This is a genomic window from Gordonia sp. UBA7599, from assembly GCA_002477755.1.
Lineage (GTDB): Bacteria > Actinomycetota > Actinomycetes > Mycobacteriales > Mycobacteriaceae > Gordonia.
The window spans coordinates 19,535-36,391 of the sequence record DLKD01000167.1 but is presented as its reverse complement, the minus strand read 5'-3'; the positions used below and the strand labels follow the sequence as shown (position 1 = coordinate 36,391).

General features: G+C 67.3%; 18 protein-coding genes. 6 read left to right on the top strand and 12 right to left on the bottom strand.

Annotated elements, in window-relative coordinates; all coding sequences use genetic code 11:
• Nucleotides 1-77: 77 nt before the first annotated feature.
• Complete coding sequence (gene rpsJ / locus B4L26_RS18600) at nucleotides 78-383, bottom strand: 30S ribosomal protein S10 (protein ID WP_007318892.1); 306 nt, start codon at nucleotides 381-383, stop codon at nucleotides 78-80.
• A 481-nt stretch (nucleotides 384-864) separates the two neighbouring features.
• On the opposite strand from rpsJ, the gene B4L26_RS18595 reads away from it, so the two are divergent.
• The 4 genes from B4L26_RS18595 to B4L26_RS18580 all read left to right on the top strand — a co-directional run bounded on the left by B4L26_RS18595 (nucleotide 865) and on the right by B4L26_RS18580 (nucleotide 4,849).
• On the top strand, nucleotides 865-1,689 hold the full coding sequence (locus B4L26_RS18595; RefSeq protein WP_290721394.1) for a tyrosine-protein phosphatase: 825 nt from the start codon (nucleotides 865-867) through the stop codon (nucleotides 1,687-1,689).
• Nucleotides 1,690-1,822: 133 nt separating this feature from the next.
• Nucleotides 1,823-2,647, top strand: coding sequence for a tyrosine-protein phosphatase (locus B4L26_RS18590; RefSeq protein WP_290721392.1), 825 nt, complete (start codon nucleotides 1,823-1,825; stop codon nucleotides 2,645-2,647).
• A 156-nt stretch (nucleotides 2,648-2,803) separates the two neighbouring features.
• A complete protein-coding gene (locus tag B4L26_RS18585; protein WP_290721390.1) occupies nucleotides 2,804-4,324 on the top strand; it encodes a DUF4153 domain-containing protein in 1,521 nt (506 codons plus the stop codon).
• A 36-nt stretch (nucleotides 4,325-4,360) separates the two neighbouring features.
• A complete protein-coding gene (locus B4L26_RS18580; RefSeq protein WP_290721389.1) occupies nucleotides 4,361-4,849 on the top strand; it encodes a hotdog fold domain-containing protein in 489 nt (162 codons plus the stop codon).
• A gap of 73 nt (nucleotides 4,850-4,922) precedes the next feature.
• On the opposite strand, the gene B4L26_RS18575 is transcribed toward B4L26_RS18580, so the two are convergent.
• Nucleotides 4,923-5,630, bottom strand: a complete 708-nt coding sequence (locus B4L26_RS18575) for an NUDIX hydrolase (protein ID WP_290721387.1) — start codon at nucleotides 5,628-5,630, stop codon at nucleotides 4,923-4,925.
• A gap of 96 nt (nucleotides 5,631-5,726) precedes the next feature.
• Here B4L26_RS18575 and B4L26_RS18570 point away from each other — a divergent pair, with 96 nt between their 5' ends.
• On the top strand, nucleotides 5,727-7,019 hold the full coding sequence (locus B4L26_RS18570) for a vWA domain-containing protein (RefSeq protein ID WP_290721385.1): 1,293 nt from the start codon (nucleotides 5,727-5,729) through the stop codon (nucleotides 7,017-7,019).
• 78 nt (nucleotides 7,020-7,097) lie between these two features.
• Here B4L26_RS18570 and mftG read toward each other — a convergent pair whose 3' ends face one another.
• The 3 genes from mftG to mftE are packed head-to-tail and all read right to left on the bottom strand — an operon-like array spanning nucleotide 7,098 to nucleotide 10,488.
• Nucleotides 7,098-8,369 (bottom strand): mycofactocin system GMC family oxidoreductase MftG, encoded by a 1,272-nt coding sequence (mftG, locus tag B4L26_RS18565; protein WP_290721383.1) that lies wholly within the window; start codon nucleotides 8,367-8,369, stop codon nucleotides 7,098-7,100.
• Nucleotides 8,366-9,787 carry a mycofactocin biosynthesis glycosyltransferase MftF gene (mftF, locus tag B4L26_RS18560; RefSeq protein ID WP_290721380.1) on the bottom strand — a complete coding sequence of 474 codons (1,422 nt, stop codon included), beginning with the start codon at nucleotides 9,785-9,787 and terminating at the stop codon, nucleotides 8,366-8,368. Before mftF ends, mftG begins: the two co-directional genes overlap by 4 nt.
• Nucleotides 9,784-10,488: a mycofactocin biosynthesis peptidyl-dipeptidase MftE gene (mftE, locus tag B4L26_RS18555; protein WP_290721376.1), complete on the bottom strand. Its 705-nt coding sequence runs from the start codon at nucleotides 10,486-10,488 to the stop codon at nucleotides 9,784-9,786. The genes mftF and mftE overlap by 4 nt, the downstream gene beginning before the upstream one ends.
• 159 nt (nucleotides 10,489-10,647) lie before the next feature.
• On the opposite strand from mftE, the gene B4L26_RS18550 reads away from it, so the two are divergent.
• The gene (locus B4L26_RS18550) at nucleotides 10,648-11,751 is read left to right on the top strand and encodes a CaiB/BaiF CoA transferase family protein (RefSeq protein WP_290721373.1); all 1,104 of its coding nucleotides are present in this window, start codon (nucleotides 10,648-10,650) and stop codon (nucleotides 11,749-11,751) included.
• A gap of 7 nt (nucleotides 11,752-11,758) precedes the next feature.
• On the opposite strand, the gene B4L26_RS18545 is transcribed toward B4L26_RS18550, so the two are convergent.
• From B4L26_RS18545 to mftA, 7 genes are all read right to left on the bottom strand, one after another.
• Entirely contained in the window at nucleotides 11,759-12,559 is an 801-nt protein-coding gene (locus B4L26_RS18545) for a mycofactocin-coupled SDR family oxidoreductase (protein ID WP_290721370.1), read from the bottom strand.
• 46 nt (nucleotides 12,560-12,605) lie between these two features.
• Complete coding sequence (locus B4L26_RS18540) at nucleotides 12,606-13,073, bottom strand: hypothetical protein (RefSeq protein ID WP_290721367.1); 468 nt, start codon at nucleotides 13,071-13,073, stop codon at nucleotides 12,606-12,608.
• A 207-nt stretch (nucleotides 13,074-13,280) separates the two neighbouring features.
• Entirely contained in the window at nucleotides 13,281-13,775 is a 495-nt protein-coding gene (locus B4L26_RS18535; RefSeq protein WP_290721365.1) for an SRPBCC family protein, read from the bottom strand.
• Nucleotides 13,776-13,863: 88 nt separating this feature from the next.
• Nucleotides 13,864-15,072, bottom strand: coding sequence for a pre-mycofactocin synthase MftD (gene mftD / locus B4L26_RS18530; RefSeq protein WP_290721361.1), 1,209 nt, complete (start codon nucleotides 15,070-15,072; stop codon nucleotides 13,864-13,866).
• A 48-nt stretch (nucleotides 15,073-15,120) separates the two neighbouring features.
• Nucleotides 15,121-16,368, bottom strand: coding sequence for a mycofactocin radical SAM maturase (gene mftC / locus B4L26_RS18525; RefSeq protein ID WP_290721359.1), 1,248 nt, complete (start codon nucleotides 16,366-16,368; stop codon nucleotides 15,121-15,123).
• Nucleotides 16,365-16,727, bottom strand: a complete 363-nt coding sequence (mftB, locus tag B4L26_RS18520; protein ID WP_290721356.1) for a mycofactocin biosynthesis chaperone MftB — start codon at nucleotides 16,725-16,727, stop codon at nucleotides 16,365-16,367. The genes mftC and mftB overlap by 4 nt, the downstream gene beginning before the upstream one ends.
• Entirely contained in the window at nucleotides 16,727-16,834 is a 108-nt protein-coding gene (mftA, locus tag B4L26_RS18515) for a mycofactocin precursor MftA (RefSeq protein ID WP_290721354.1), read from the bottom strand. Before mftA ends, mftB begins: the two co-directional genes overlap by 1 nt.
• Nucleotides 16,835-16,857 lie beyond the last annotated feature (23 nt).

Below are 16,857 nucleotides of genomic sequence, written 5' to 3'. Positions count from 1 at the left end.
ACACCTGGGTCATGCCGAGCTTGGTGCCCAGCAGGCCCTTAGTGCTGCTCTGGTTCGTCATAGCTGCGCATCCCCTCTTACTGGATGTTCACGTCGACGCTCGCCGGCAGGTCGATGCGCATGAGCGCGTCAACCGTCTTCGGCGTCGGGTCGAGGATGTCGATGAGCCGCTTGTGAGTGCGCATCTCGAAGTGCTCGCGGCTGTCCTTGTACTTGTGCGGCGAGCGGATGACGCAGTACACGTTCTTCTCAGTGGGCAACGGCACCGGGCCGACAATCCGCGCACCCGTACGGGTCACGGTTTCCACGATCTTGCGCGCCGAAGCGTCAATCGCCTCGTGGTCATAGGCCTTGAGCCTGATGCGGATCTTCTGTCCCGCCACGCTGGTCCTCTTCCGTCAGTTTGGTCTCGACAGACGAACGCACGCATGTGGGCACCGGCAACTCGGCGATCACGTCCTCGGGCACAGGCCTTCGGATCGACGCTGTTCATCTGTCGTTGTACGTGTCGCCGGTGAGTGCGGCGACGGGTCTTGCCTCCGGTCCACGCGGTCGGGCGTGTCGGGTCCGTGGCGCTGCTGCGCCGCGCGGTACACGCTCGTCCTCGCAATGGACACGAGTACGGCCGTCCGGATCGGTGATTGCTCAGCCCGCTCGCCCACTCCGGCCGAAGGCCGCAGTGAACCGCGCTGCCCGATCAGGACAACCCGACAAGTATGCACCACCGGTGCGGTGCAGTCCAAATCGTGGCCGAGCCACCCGGTAGGGGCCGGTAGAGGGTTCGACGGGGATTTTCTGCACCGTTTTGCGCCAAATTCCACAGCCGGCGGTTGTCGGAGCGGAGGCTGCGTTAGCGTGGGCGCCATGACTCCCACGCCCTCGGCCGGCGCCCCCTCTCCGTTCCCGTCCATCGCCAACTGGCGCGACCTCGGTTACTGGATCGGCTTCGACGAGAAGATCGTGCGTCCCGGCGTGGTGTATCGCACCAACGACTTCGCCGAGATCTCCGACGCCGATCGTGCTGGTTTGGCAGCGCTGGAGCTCAAGACCATCGTCGACCTGCGCACGCAAAGCGAACGCAGCGCATCCCCGGACCCGAAGTTCACCGGCACGCGAGAAGTGGTCCTCGACGTCCTCGCCGACAACAACACCCCTGCCATGGCCGCGAGCTTGGACAAGGTGCTGGCCGACCCGAAGACCGTGCACGCCATCTCGGAGGCACTCACCGTCGACAAGGCCAAGGAGCTGATGACGTCGACCTACTTGGACTTCATCAATCTGGACAGTGCGAAGAAGTCGTTCAGCACCTTCTACCAGGACCTGCTCGCCCACGAACTCACGCCGACGGTGTTCCACTGCACTACCGGCAAGGACCGCACCGGGTGGACCGCCGCCACGTTCCTGAGCCTGCTGGGCGTCGACCGTTCCGACGTCTACCGCGAGTACCTGCTGACCAACGACCGTCTGGTGCCGTCGTTGAAGCCGGTGTTCGACGAGTTCGCCGCGGCCGGCGGCGATCCTGCGCTGCTACAGCCGATCCTCGGTGTGGACAAGGTCTACCTCGACACGGCGTTCGGTCGGTTGGAAGAGGTCTACGGCACGGTCGAGCGCTACTTCGACGAGGGCCTCGGTATCGACCTCGACGCCCAGAAGGCGCTGCGCGCACGCTTCCTCGTCGATCCCGTGTGACGGTTTCCCCTTCCCCAACCGCCGAGTGGGCACCACAATCGCGTCGAGTGGGCACTAATTGCGCACCGACTGGGCGGCAATTCCCGCCGAGTGGGCGGCAAGAGTCGTGTGGGCACCGGATACCGTGAGCACCATGCCTGCCAGCAACACTCCGGGTGCCCCGAGCCCGTTTCCGACGGTCGCCAACTTTCGCGACCTGGGCCACTGGGCCGGTGACGGTGGCCGCGTCGTGGCGCCGGGCGCGCTGTACCGGGCCAACGACTTCGCCACACTCGACGACGACGACCGAGCCGGGTTGTCCGGACTGGGCTTGCGGACTGTGATCGATCTCCGCACCGAGGTCGAGCGCAACGGCACGCCGGACCCGTCGTTCCCCGGAGCGACCGAGCTCGTGCTCGACGTGCTCGCCGATGCGGGCGGCCAAGCACTTCCGGCCAACCTGGGTGCCGTGCTGGCCGATCCAAAGGTGGCCCAGCAGATGTCCGAGCAGCTGACACCGGAATCCGCCCGCACGATCATGACGGGCAACTACCGAGACTTCATCGACCTCGAAAGCGCCCAGCGCTCGTTCCGCGGCTTCTTCTCCCACCTTCTGGGTGACGCACCGGTGCCGACGCTGTTTCACTGCACAACCGGCAAGGATCGCACCGGTTGGGCAGCCGCAACGTTTCTGAGCGTCCTCGGTGTCGACCGTGCCGACGTTTACCGCGAGTACCTGCTGACCAACGACCGCCTCGTGCCCGCACTCCGGCCGATTTTTGACAACTTTGCCGCCGCAGGCGGGAATCCGGATCTGTTGCAACCACTGCTGGGTGTCGAGGCCCAGTATCTGGATGCCGCTTTCGCGCGCGTGGACGAGGAGTTCGGTTCGCTCGAGCAGTACCTCACCGAAGTGCTCGACGTCGACGCGCAGGCCCGCGAGGAGTTGCGCGCCCGTTACCTCGTCGACCGAGCCTGATCCCGCGCCGACCGAGCCCAATTCTTCGCTGAACGAGCCCAAATCCGCGTCGAACGAGCCCCAATCCGCGCCGAGCGAGCCCGCCGGGAACCCAGTCACCGTCTCGTTCGTTGCCCGAATTCGGACTTTGGCCGATCGACGACAGCGAGGACCCCCATGGTTTTCACCGCCGCACCCCCGTTCCACCAGCAACTCCCCGACCCCCGACGGCAAACCCGCACCCCGGTCACTGCGACGCGGGTCTCGCGGCCGGCACTGATCGCCGCGTCGGTGGCCGGTGCGATCGGCGCGGTCTTCTGGCGCATCGACGAGTTGGGCCTGGGAACCACAATCACCGGGATCGCCATCCTGGCCCTGGTCGTCGCCACCGCCCCGGATGAGTTCCGCGACGATCAGCGCCAGTATTGGATCCCCCTGACCGCCGGGATCGCCGGACTGCTGGCGGTCCCGCTGTTCCTCGACGCGGATTGGGTCGGCGGCATCTGCCTTTTCGTCGCGATCTGTGCATCGCTGCTGCTGTTCCTGCGCGCCCATAACCTCGCGGGCGTGTGGTTCGCCGCCCTGTCCCCGGCCGTCGCACCGCTCTTCGCGCTGGTCGAACCGTTCCGGCACCGGTCCCGCACCGACACGACCGCGACGACCAGACGCGCACGCATCCGCCTCGGGCTGCTCGCGCTCGCCGTCGCCGCGGTGACGGCGGTCCTGCTCGTGGTCTTCGGCGCACTGTTCGCCGGTGCCGACCCGACGTTCGGGAAGCTCTTCGATATCGACTTGTCCAACCCGTTGTCGGCCGACGTGGTGGCGGCGATCTTCGCCGGCCTGTTCATCGCGTGGGTGACACTGACCGGCGCGCTGCTCACCCGCGTCGAGATCGCAGTCGGAGCCGAGTCCGACGCGCCCGCCCGGCGCTATCCCCCGGTGTGGACCTGGGCTGTCCCGATCGGCGCACTACTGGCCCTGTTCGTCCTCTTCCTGGTCATGCAGGCCCGCGCCCTGTTCGGCGGCGACGATTATGTGCAGCGCACCGCCAACCTCACCTACTCGCAGTACGCCGTGCGCGGGTTCTGGCAACTGCTGGTCGTCACGCTGCTGGTCATCGTCGTCGCCACCGCGGCGTGGTGGTTCATCGACCGCAGCGATGCCCGGCAGCGACGGACAACACGCGTCCTGCTCGGCGGCCTGTGCGCGGCGACGCTGCTCGTCGTCGTCTCCGCGTTCTTGCGCATGGAGCGCTACATCAACGCCTACGGCGCCACCCGCGACCGCGTCTTCGGGCTGTATTTCGAGGTGTTCCTCGCCGCGGTCATCATCGCGTTGATGGCCGTCGGCATCAATTTTGACGCCCGCCCACTGGTGCGCCGGGTCATCCTCCTCACCGTGTTCTCCACACTGGGATTCGCACTGCTCAACCCCGACCAGCTGATCGCCAAGACCAACATCGACCGCGCCTCATCGACGCAGAAGGTCGACGCCTGGTACTTGGGCTCACTGTCCGCCGACGCCTACGGACAGATCCAACGCCTTCCCCAACCGGCCCGCGGTTGCGCCATGTGGCGGCTCGAGATACGCCAGCCCATCGATCCGTCGTGGCGCGACTTCAACGTCGCGCGAAACCAGTTGCCGGCGCGACCCGTCGACGGGGGCGAGCCCGCCGGTTGCGGCACATTCCGAGACTGATCCCAGCCTGACCTTACCGAAGAGTAAGATCGGGTCATGACCTCAGCGAATCCCCGCCCCAGCGCGACCTACGCCCTGCGGAAGCGCCTGCCCCGCAACGCATTCGGCAATGCGCTGTTCTCCGTCGGCATGGTCGCCAAGGTGCCGTACTTCGGCACGATCCTGCCGCTGGTCACCGAAATGGAACCCGGCTACTGCAAGGTGAGCGCACCCAACTGGTTCGGCGTCCACAACCACATCGGCACCTTCCACGCGATTGCCGCATGCAACCTCGCGGAGACGGCGATGGGGATGCTGATGGAGGCGACGACGCCCACATCGCACCGCTGGATCCCCAAGGCCATGAACACCCAATACCTCGCGAAAGCGCAGACCCGCTTGACCGCCGAGGCACGCCTGACCAAGGCGATCGACTGGGATACGGCGACCGACGGCCGCGAGGTCCTCGTCAGCGTCGAAGTGCGCGACACCGACGGCAACGAGGTCGTCCACTGCGACATCACGACCTGGGTCACGCCGGCCTGACCCAGCGTCGGAATCCTCCGCCGTTTCGCCGATCCAGCGTCAGTCGATACTGGATCTCCGAAGCGGTGAGGGATTACCCCGATTTTCCGGGGAGGCGGTAGCCGAACGTGGCCGTCGGGGCCTCGTCGGCCGGTTCATACAGACGCGCCGGACGCCCACCGTCCACACGCTTGGCCGGTTCGCCGCTCGGCGCTGCGAGCGGGGACAGCAATGGCTCGGCACGCCGATTGAACGTGTCGCGCATGAGGTCGCGGCCGAGCACTGTTTCGTGTAGTTTCCGCAGGTCGGACAGTGTGTATGGCGGAAGCAGCATGTTGTCGGGGTCGGGGCGCTCCTCGTAACGCCGGCGGAGACTGTCAGTGGCCGATGCAAGGATCTGGTCGTGGTCGTAGAGCAGGTGCTCCCCCGATTCGAGTCGGCCGTCGGACGCGACGGGCGCCAGTTCGCCGACCACGCCTGACAACTCGTCGGGCGGCAGTGCCACCGAATGCGCGATCGAGATCGTCCACCCCCGGGGATCCCGATCAGGGTCACTGAACACCCGCAACAGATGCGGGTGGACGTGATCGGGCGAGAGCCCCAGTTTGAGCTCGAGAACCTCTCGGACCGTCTCGTCGACGGTGTGTCGCTCGCGGACAAAGCGCCCCGGCAGCGCCGGACGCCCCTCTGCATCGCGCTGGACGACTGCGTTCAACTGCCCGTCGACGACGGTGAGCAGAGCGATATCGACCGCGACGCTCGGCCGCGGGTATTCGCCGAGCTGCGAGTAAGGCTTGCCCACAGACCCATACTATGCGAGATATTGCGCAAAGTGCTAACCTCAATATTGCGCAAAGTGGCGACCGCCGCACCGCGCACCAACGAAAGGAGGCCGGGAATGAAGTTCTCCGCCGCACTCGATGTCACCACCGTCGCCCACGAGGCCGACGACGAGGTGACGATCCTCCTCGAACTCCAGGCACCCGACGCACCGCGGACCGACCGGTCCCCGGCGGCCCTCCAGGTCGTCCTGGATCGCAGCGGATCGATGAGCGGGCCTCCTCTCGAAGGAGCCAAGCGCGCGTTGGCCGAGACTGTCGCTCGATTGCAACCCTCCGACGTCTTCGGTCTGGTCACCTTCGATGACAGCGCCCAGGTCGTGGTCCCCGCCGGTCCGCTGACCGACAAGGAGGGCGTCCTCGCACGCATCGCCGCCATCAGCCCCGGCGGCATGACCGATCTCTCGTCGGGCTACCTGCGCGGCCTGCGGGAACTGCAGCGCGGCGCGCAGACGGCCGGGATCAGCGGCGGCACTGTCCTGGTGGTCAGCGACGGCCACGTCAACGGCGGTATCCGAGACATCGACGAGTTCGCCAGTATCACCGCCAAGGCAGCCAGCAAGTCCATCACCACGTCGACCCTCGGTTACGGCGACGGCTACGACGAGACACTGCTCGCCGCGATCGCCCGCGCCGGAAGCGGCAACCACGTATTCGCGTCGAATCCCGATGCGGCCGGCGCGGCGATCGGTGCCGAGGTCGACGGCCTGCTTTCGAAGTCGGCTCAGGCGGTGACCCTGACGGTGACTTACGAGCAGACCGTGCAGACGCTGTCGCTGTACAACGACCTGCCTGCCCACCAGATCGGCGACGGCGCGGTGATGATCGAGATCGGTGACCTCTACGCCGACGAGGAGCGCAAGTTGCTCCTGCGGATGGCTGTCTCCGGACTTGCCGATCTGGGCCTGGCCCAGATCGCGTCGCTGGAACTCGCCTACGTCGACACCACCGCGCTCACCGAGCACACGGTGACTCTGCCGATCACCGTCAACGTCGTTCCCGGCGACGAGCTCGGCGACCGCGTACCGGACCCGACCGTGGAGACCGAGAAACTGTTCCAGCGCGCACAGGCTGAGAAGCTGCGGGCATCGGAGGCCTACGAGGCCGGCGACACCGGGAGTGCCCGGGCGTTCCTCGACGCCTCGAGCGACCTCCTCCGCGATGCCCTCGACCTCGCGCCGGCGGGCTCGGCCCCGATGGTCGCGGCCGGGCTCGAGGAGAACGACGAACTGGCCGTCTACGCCTGCGAGGCGCCGCCGTCGTTCATGTCGAAGCAGACGCGCGACTCCTACCACGCCTACAACCGCAAGTCCGGTCGCGCACGGCGACGCTTCAACCGGCAGCCCGAATAGGCTCCACACCGTTTCGGCAATCCAGCACAGATCGACGCAGAATTGCCGAAACGGTGCAGGCTCGCCGGGGTCAGGGCATCACGCCAATGCGTCGGCGATCACGACCGCGGCCATCATGATGGTCGCGTGCGGGCCGCTACTCACGTTCGGCAGGATCGAGCCGTCGATCACGCGTAGACCGGGCACGCCGTCGAGGGCCCCCAGCCAATCGGTGCGCTTCCCCATCGCCAGGCTGCCCCACGCATGCTGGGAGGCTCCGACGATCGGGTCGACGTGGACCGACCCGTCGACGACCAGGCCCGCGAGATCCGGCGACGACAGCGCTTCGACGACCGAGTCGATGGCGGCGTCGACATTTCCCATCGGCGCCGCCTCGACGTCAAGGCGCTCTCCGTCCCAGGCCAGGGTGCCGGCCTGCTCGGGCGCCATCTCGACGACACCGATCGCGGGAGACGTCTGCGGCACTCCCGGGATGAATCGCCCGAAATCGTCTGCGTAGCAACGGATCTCGGCTCTATCTGCCGTGTGCGCCACGGTCGGCAGGATGGCCGGCGCCGCGGTCACGACTGTCCTCGCCCGGTAGCGCACGAGCACCTCGCGGTGTTCGTAGAACGGCAGCGTCGACGAGACGACGCCGGCACCAGCGAGCAGTTCGGCAGTGCCCAGGGTCCCGCCGCATACGATGACCTCGCCCGCCCGGAGCTCTTCCCCCGTGTCCAGGCGCACTCCCACGACCCGGCCTTTCTCGACAATCAGCCCCGCCACCGAGGTGTTGCTGCGGACCCGCAGCGGGCGACCCACGGTCATCGGCACGGACAGATACGCATCGGCAGCCGTCAACCGCATCCCGTAGCGGTGGTTCAACGGCACGCGCATCGCTCCGATGCCGGGCCACGGCCCTGCCGACACCGATCGCCACGTCTTCTCCAAAGCGCGCACCAGTGGCGATACCTGATCGTCGGGCAATCGCGACACCGACATCGTCCCCGACGACTCGCCCGCGACGACGCCGCCGTCCAACTCGTCATAGGCCGCCTCGATCGCCTCAGCGGTGAACGGCCCACCCCAATCGGCGAAACCCGCCCGGTCGTTGCGCAGGAAGTAGCCGCCGTTGACCACCGATGACCCGCCGACCACCCGCCCGCGCACGACCGGGGGCGTCGTCCGATACCACCGGGCGAACCTGCTCGGGTTGTTCGCGGTCCCGACCACCAAGCGGTCCAGACGGGCCTCGACAGGGGGCGGCGTCGGCCCGGCTTCCACCAGCACGACCGACCTGTTGCGCGAAAGGCGTTGTGCCACAACACAACCAGCGCTTCCCGCACCAACGACAACGACGTCCGGCGTCATCGGACGAGCACCGGAAGGAGTGCCGTCGGATCGTGCTCGCGCAACGCCCCCTGCCACAGTCCCGCCCCATAGGCGAGATCGTCGAGGCGGCGCAGCACGAAGAACGAGACCGGGTCGACGGCAGGCCGCCGACGATTGGCCGCGGCAAAGCGGACCCACACGATCAGGGCGTCGACGATCGCGATCTGGAGGAACAACCGGCGCAGGCGCTGCGACACCAATGCGGCGAGAAGCGCCAGCGGCCAGTAGTGGCGGCACACCACACTGCCCACCTGGACCAGGCCGTTTCCTAACCCCGCGGTGGTGAGCGAGGCCGAGACGCACTCCCGACGCGGCAGCGGGTCCAGCCGTTCGTAGACGCCGCGCGCGGAGTAACCCGCGCACAGCAGCGCTATGAGCAGACCGAGTCGGGTGCGCGTCAACAATGCGATCAGGGCGACGGCGGTCGGGATCTTCATCACCAGGGGCGCGGCCTTGCGATCGTGGCGGTCGGCCAGCAGTGCGGCACCGGTGCCGTAGAAGCGGCGCCGATCCAGCATCGTCGACAGCGAGACCCGGTGCTCGTGAGCGACCCGGGCAACGGGGTCATAGCGCAGCCGCCACCCATCCGCCGCCATCCGCCAGCACAGGTCGACGTCCTCGGCGACGCGCAGATCCTCGTCGAATCCGGGAAAAGCGCTGCGGCGCACCAGCATTGCGGCGCTCGGCACATACGCAACGCGACCACCCGGCTGGACCGACGCCTCGCGCGGGCCCATGTCCAGAGAGGAGAAGTCGGCCTCGTAGCGCGCCACGGCGCCGGGTCCGGAGACGGGCAGCCCGACGATCCGCGGCGCCACCATCCCGACGGCCGGATCGGAGAAGTGCCCCAGGAGCGCGGTCAGCCAATCACGGCAGGACGCACCCGGTCCGTCCGTAGCGGTACACGGCACCACGTCGGAGTCGAGGAAGGCGATGATCTCCGAATCCGCAAGCGCAGCACCGTGATTGCGCGCTGCGGCCGGTCCGCGGCTCGTGTCGAAACGGACGAGGATGACGTCCTCGGGCACTTCGACGGGAACCTGCGAACCATCGTCGACGACGATGACTGCGACGTCGTGCAGCGCGGCGAGGAGCCGGTCAATGCCGGCCTGGTTGTCACGCACCGGGATCACGACGGTGACCTGGTCCTCGTGCGGCCCGAACATCGGCCGCGGGTTGGCCACGCCGGCGTCGAGCAGGGTACGCGCGACCGTCGCCGAGTCGTCGTCGCTCACGCAGACGCGGCCCTGGTCGTCGATCATCGCGACGGCACGTGACGACATCCGCAGCAACCGCGCCGGAGACCTGCCGAGCAGGTGCGCCCAACCGCCACTGGCGCACCGCGGGTCGATCTGGACCTGGAACCCGGCGGGCAGGACTGTGTCAGGACCGGTCATCGCACCCGCCCCGTCGCACCCGGCTCCCAGCGGTCAAGCGCGCCGACCAACCCGTCGACGAGCGCCGCCATGACTTCGGCGCCGTGCTCGGCGTCGGCAGTAGTCGGGTCGCCCAGCACGCCGGTGGGACTGATCGCGGCCACGCCGCCGCGTCGCAGGTCGTCGATGATTTCTGCCAGCGGGGCGGTGGTGCCCGCGACGACGGCGTCGACGGCGACGGTCTCGGGGGCGAAGGACAGCAGCATCGATGTCTCGGTGTGTCCGGCGTGGGCGTCGCCCTGCTCGGGCGCGCAGGCGAACCAGGCCGCGTCTCGGCCCTCGTAGCGGAGTTGCGCGACGGCCGCGGACAACGCCGTCACGTTGCCGCCGTGGCCGTTGACGAACACGATCCGCGTAGCCCACCGGCAGGCGCTGCGGCCGTATTCGACGAGGAGTGCACGCAGGACCTCGTTGCCGATGGAGATGGTTCCCGCGAAGCCCTCGTGCTCGCCGCTGGCGCCGTACTCAATGGCGGGCGCGACCACCGCGGGCCCGCCGTGGAGCCGCGCGGCACGAGCCGCAACCTCGACTGCCACGCGGGTGTCGGTGTCCAGCGGCAGGTGGGGCCCGTGCTGCTCGGTGGCGCCGAGCGGCACCAGTACGAGGCTTTCGCGGTCAGCGATTTCCGCCGACGTCTGCGCCCCCAACTGCGCCTGCGTCATTCGCCCGAGTCTAGTGCCCATACACCGCCCGTCTACTCGTTTAGCGACAACACCGGAGTCCGTCACCGAGCGATTGATCGGTATGGAATGCTGGTAATACTTCGACTCCGAATCGGGCGTTCTCAGGCGCCCCGACACACCCCTGTGGAGGCACCGCAAATGACGACCAACGACTCCGGCCGCCCCGGTCCCCTGAGCTCGATCCGAGTCATCGAATTCGCCGGGATCGGCCCCGGCCCCCATGCGGCGATGCTGCTGGCCGACCTCGGTGCCGATGTCATCCGCGTCCAGCGGCCGGGTGACCTGCCCAAAGAGGGGCGCAACGCCGATGTGCTGTTGCGCGGGCGCCGGGTGGTCGAGGCCAACCTGAAGAACCCCGCCGACCGCGAGACGATCTTGGCGCTGGTCGCCAAGGCCGACGTGATCATCGAGGGCTTCCGGCCTGGCGTCATGGAGCGTCTCGGCTTCGGCCCCGACGACCTCGAGGCCGTCAACCCGCGCCTGGTCTACGGCCGCATGACCGGCTGGGGCCAGGACGGTCCGCGCGCCGAGCAGGCCGGCCACGACATGAACTACATCTCGCTGACCGGCATGCTCCACGCGATCGGCCGCGCCGACGAGAAGCCCACGCCCCCGCTGAACCTCGTCGGTGACTTCGGCGGCGGTTCGATGTTCCTCGTCATCGGGATCCTCTCCGCACTCATCGAGCGTGGCGTCTCCGGAAAAGGCCAGGTCATCGATGCCGCGATGGTCGACGGTGCTTCGGTGCTCGGCCAGATGATGTGGTCGTTCCGCGGCACCGGGCTCTGGCAGGACCGCCGTGGCGTCAACCTGCTCGACACCGGCGCCCCGTTCTACGAGGTGTACGAGACCTCGGACGGCAAGTGGATGGCCGTGGGCGCCATCGAGCCGCAGTTCTACGCCGAACTGCTCAAGGGCGTCGGCCTGGAGGGCGAGGAACTGCCGCACCAGCTCGACGTGACCCGTTGGGACGAGTTGAAGGCGAAGTTCATCGAGGTGTTCAAGACCAAGACCCGCGACGAGTGGGCGGCGATCTTCGAGGGGACTGATGCCTGCGTGTCGCCGATCCTCGACTTCCTCGAAGCGCCCAAGGACCCGCACTTGGCCGCGCGCGGCACCCTCGTCGAAATCGACGGCGTGATGCAGGCGCAGGTCGCACCGCGCTTCTCGCGGACTCAGCCCGACACCCCGACCGGCCCGCAGCGGACCGCGAGCGACCCGGCCGCGATCTGGAAAGACTGACCTGCCCCTAGACCTTCGACGACCCCATGTCGATCGCGAACTCTGCGCCCGTGACCGCTTTGGCACCCGCGAGGTAGAGCACCGCGTCCGACAGGTCATCGACGCTGGCGATCGGGTAGTGGTTCATCATCGACGGGAAGTGTTCGGGCCAGTCCTCGAAGGATTTGAACGCTGACGTGTCCTCCACGCCCATCGGCGTGTGCACCGCGTACGGGTGCACGGTGTTGACCCGGATGTGCTTGGGGCCCAACTCTTTCGCCACACTCTGCGCCAGACCTCGCAGGGCGAACTTCGACGCGGAGTACGACGCCTGGTTGGGCATCGCCTTGAGTCCGGCGGTCGAGGAGATGATGGTGATGGAGCCGCCGTTGCGGGCCTTGCGCATCGTCGGGATCGTGGCCTTCAAGGTCTTCCAGGTGCCGACGAGGTTCACGTCGATTACGTCGGTGAACTGCTCTTCGGTCTGCTCCCAGGTGAGCCCCCAGGTCAGGATTCCGGCGTTGGCGACGACATGGTCGAGGCGGCCAAACAGCTCGAAGCCGTCGGCGACGAGCTGCTCCTGGAACGCCAGGTCACGGGTGTCGCCCTTGCGGGCCAGGATCTTGCCGCCGGCCTCTTCGACGAGGCGCACGGTCTCGGCGAGGTCGTCCTCGGTCGCCGTCGGGTAGGTCTGGTGGTCGGCCACCCGCGCCGCGATGTCCATGCCGATGATCGACGCACCCTCGGCAGCGAATCGCACGGCGTGGTTGCGACCCTGACCGCGGGCGATGCCGGTGATGTAGACGACCTGACCGTCGAACTGTCCCATGCGAGGAACTGTAACACGTTCTAGTTTGACGGCGAGGCCGTCGGCGTCAGTGCCCGAAGGAGCGGACCTTCGTCCGGTAGACCGGGACTCGAGCAGTGGTCACGACGGGTCCAGTCGCGTAGAACGTCTCGCCTCGCGGCGTCGTGAACGGGTACTTGTATTCGTAGTTGGTGTCGAGTTTCAGGCCGCCCGCCCGGTACTGGTAGCGCCAGAACGAACCGACCTTCGACCGCTTGCCCACGGCCCGCAGTACCCGCGACGCACGTACCTCGCCGACCTCACCATCCGATCGCACCGGACCACGCTCGGACAGAGTGACTGTCGGTGCCTCACCCGCGATCTCGACGGTCAGCGCGAGCAGACCGGACTTGACGGCCCGCGCCGCCGGGGCCGCTGCCGACGGTCCGGCAAACGCAGATCCGACGACGATGAGCGCGGCTGCCGCCAGTGCCGTCACATGTGCCAAACGCGATCGGCGGCACGCCTGTGCGCGCGCAGCAGAGTTGGTGTCCATGGGTGATCCTCGGTGTCGGAGACAGCGGAGTGCTGTGCGATCCATCGTCACGGGCCAGCCCGGTCAGAACACGAGTAGCGGACTACTCGAATCGACCAAAGCCTTTGCGCAGCACCATAGTTTGACTGTCGGACATCGCGCCCCCACGACGCGCTGAGACTACCTCACACCGCGGATCAACCCCCGGCTACACGCTCGAAGCGCCGATCAAGCCTCGCAGCGTCGGCGGACTTCCTCCAGGTTGGCGGTGATCGCGTCACGGAAGCCGCCGAGTCGGCGGGAAATAATCCGTCCCTCCTTCTCCGGCGCGGCGTCAATCGCAACCTTCAACGGCGACGGCGCCAACCCAATGCGCACGAACTGCCGAACGACCGATCCATCGCGCGACGGGTCGACCTCGAACCCCCACTGTGCCCACGGTTCCATATCCCCGACGTTTACCGAGTACACCCACCTACGTCCCGGTTCGAGTTCGACGACGGTGCACACGGTCTCGGTCTGACCGAGGTTGTCGATCCGGTTACGACCGACGAACCGTGCACCGACCGCCGGACCGTCCGCGTCGGCGAGCCACTCCGCTTCGTAGAGCTCCCCGGGCAGGTCGACTGGGAGTGTGATGTCGGTGACGACCGGCCAGACCTCCTCCGGCGTGGCGGCGACTTTCATCTCGACTTCAATTGTGGGTTGATCGTGATAGCGCATGGCGCCACCGTATCGCGACCAACTCGGCAGTCGAGCGGTTCACGAGCGAAGCGAGGGATATCGAGGCCTCCGAACCGACGGCCTGCCGTCAGCCGCCGAAGCGCCGCTCGAAGCCCTCCGGGATGTACAGATCGTCGCGACCAAGCTTGGCGACATCGTCCTTGCCCAGGCCCGTGAGTGCCGAGTCGATGCCCATCTGCATGAGGTCGAGGACGTTCTCGACGCCGGCCTGCCCGTTGGCTCCCAGGCCCCACAGGTACGCACGGCCGATCATCACCGCCTTGGCGCCCAGCGCCAGCGCCTTGACCACATCGCTACCGCGTCGGATTCCACCGTCGAGCAGCACCTCGACATCGCTGCCGACGGCGTCGGCGATAGGCCCGAGCATGCGGATCGTCGCGGGCGTCCCGTCGAGGTTGTTGCCACCGTGGTTGGAGACCGAGATCGCCGACACCCCGACGTCGACGGCGCGCTTGGCGTCGTCGAGCCGGGTGACACCCTTGAGCATGAAGGGGCCGTCCCACTGCTCGCGCAGCCACTTGATGTCTTCCCACGTGGGCGGCGGGGTGTTCATCCACGTGCCATAGACGTCGAAAAATGTCGGGCCCTGCTCCCCCTTGTGTGCGATGTTGGGCGCAGACAGATCGGGGATGGTCAACCTGCCGCGGCGGAACCAACTCGTGGCGAAGCGTGGCTTTGTGGCCATCTCCGGCGCCATCTTGGCCAGAGCCTTCAAGCCGACCCTTTCCGGGATCTCCGGGCTGCCCCAATCGCGGCCGACGTTGAACACCCAGTCGGTGGTGACGATCAGCCCTTTGCAGCCGGCTTCCTTGGCGCGCTGGGCGCGTGCGAGGATGTCGTCGCGGCTGCCGAGCCAGTAGATCTGGAAGAAAATCTTGTCGTTGACGGCGGTGACCTCTTCAACCGGCTTGCTGGCGAAACTCGACAGACCCATCGCCGTACCGCGGTTGGCGGCCGCGCGGGCCACTGCGACCTCACCGTCAGGGTTGACCGCCTGCACACCGGTCGGCGAGATGATCACCGGGAACGGGATCTCTTGCCCCATCACGGTCGTGCCGAGGCTGCGCTCGGCGGTTGCACCCACCACGTGCGGCGCCCAGGTCAGCTCTTTGAACGCCCCCATGTTGTCGTCCAGAGTGACCCCGGCCTGAGTGCCCGCCACCAGCGACGAATAGATCGTCTTCGGCAGTCGTTTCTGCGCCCGGCGCTGCGCCTCCCCGACGGTCTCGAACCACGGATTGCGGCGCCAGGGGTTGAGTTCGGCAAACTTGCCCATCGAGAAGTAACTCCTTACAGGTGGGTGGTGCTGACGGCGGTGCGCCGCTCAGCAGGTAGCGCAGGCCGACGACGAGCAGCCCGTCGCCGTGGTCGCGACGAACCCGGCCAGCGGGTTCTCGTCGCAGTCGCGCGACGGCGGTCGGGTCATCAACTGCAGCGGCACGCCGCGGGAATGATCCTTGTTGGCGGTCGGCTTGGAACGGTCACCGGCGAGCAATTGCTCTCCGTAGCCCTGGACGCACTCCGGGTCGGGGCCGTCCATCGGCAGGCCGGTGAAGAACTTCGCGGCCATGCAACCGCCGCGGCAGGCATCGTAGTGGTTGCACGAGGTGCATGCACCGGCGCTCTGCGGCTCGCGTAACGAGGTGAACAGCTCCGAGCGCTGCCAGATCTGTTGGAACCCGCCGTCGGCGAGGATGTTGCCGGCCAGGAAGTTCTCGTGGATCGCGAACGGGCAGGCGTAGACGTCGCCGACCGGGTCGATGAGGCAGACGACGCGTCCAGCGCCGCACAGGTTGAGGCCTGGCAGCCCGCTGCCCCCGCCCGACGAGAAGGCCGACAGGTGGAAGAAGGAGTCACCGGTGAGCACGCGGTCGCCGTGGCTGACGAGCCAGTCGTAGAGCTCGCGCTGCTGGTGCGGCAGTGGGTGTAGGTCATCCCAGACGTCGGCGCCGCGGCCCGACGGACGCATCCGCGTGATGCGCAGCGTTGCGTTGTAGCGGTCGGCCAGTGCTTTGAAGTCGTCGAGCTGGGCGACGTTGTGCCGCGTCATCACGACACTGATCTTGGCGTCGGCGAATCCGGCGTCACTCAGGTTCTCCAACGCGCGCACAGCCATGTCGAAGGACCCTGGGCCGCGGACCGCGTCATTGACCTCCGCGGTCGCGCCGTCGAGCGAGATCTGCACGTCGACGTAGTCCGACGCCGCCAAGCGGGCGGCCACCTCGGCGTCGATACGCAGACCGTTGGTGGAGAACTTCACGCCCACCTGATGACTGGTCGCATAGTCGACGAGTTCCCAGAAGTCCGGGCGGACCGTCGGCTCACCGCCGCCGATGTTGACGTAGAAGACCTGCATGCGCTGCAGCTCGTCGATGATCGCCTTGCACTGCTCCGTCGAGAGTTCGCGAGGATCACGCTTGCCCGACGACGAGAGGCAGTGCACGCAAGCGAGGTTGCACGCATAAGTCAGTTCCCAGGTCAGACATATGGGTGCGTCTAGGCCGCGCTCGAATTGGTCGACGAGTCGGCCGACGGCCGGCGGCGCGGCAGGCGGGCGTTCCAGGGTGGTCATTGCGGTGCCTCCTGGGCGGGGATGATCATGCCGGAGTCGGCGAGCGCTTGCAGCGCCTGGATATACAGCGGGCGCGACGCATCGTCGATCCCGGCGGCAGCCAGGGCCGATTGGGCGTCGGAGAATTCATGGAGCGTCTCGACGATCCCGACGACGGTCCGGTTCTTGAGGAACGAGAGCTTGCGCGTGCCGAAGTGGTAGAGCAGGGCGCCGAACGGCTCGGGGCGCACCGCGACCTTGGGGTTCAGCGCCCACGCGTCGGTCAAGCTGAAAGCCGGCGTGGCGCGGTCAGAGGCGACACCGTCCCCGGCGACCGACGAGCGGTCGCCGGGGCTGGTCGCCGAAACAGCGGTGGTCATCAGTAGACCCCGCACATCCCGTCGATCGAGACCTCCTCGACCAGCGATTCGCTGACGAGTTCGGTGTCGTTGACACTGCCTTGATCGACCTTTGCGTGATCGGCCATGATCCAACCTCCTGTGGGATAGT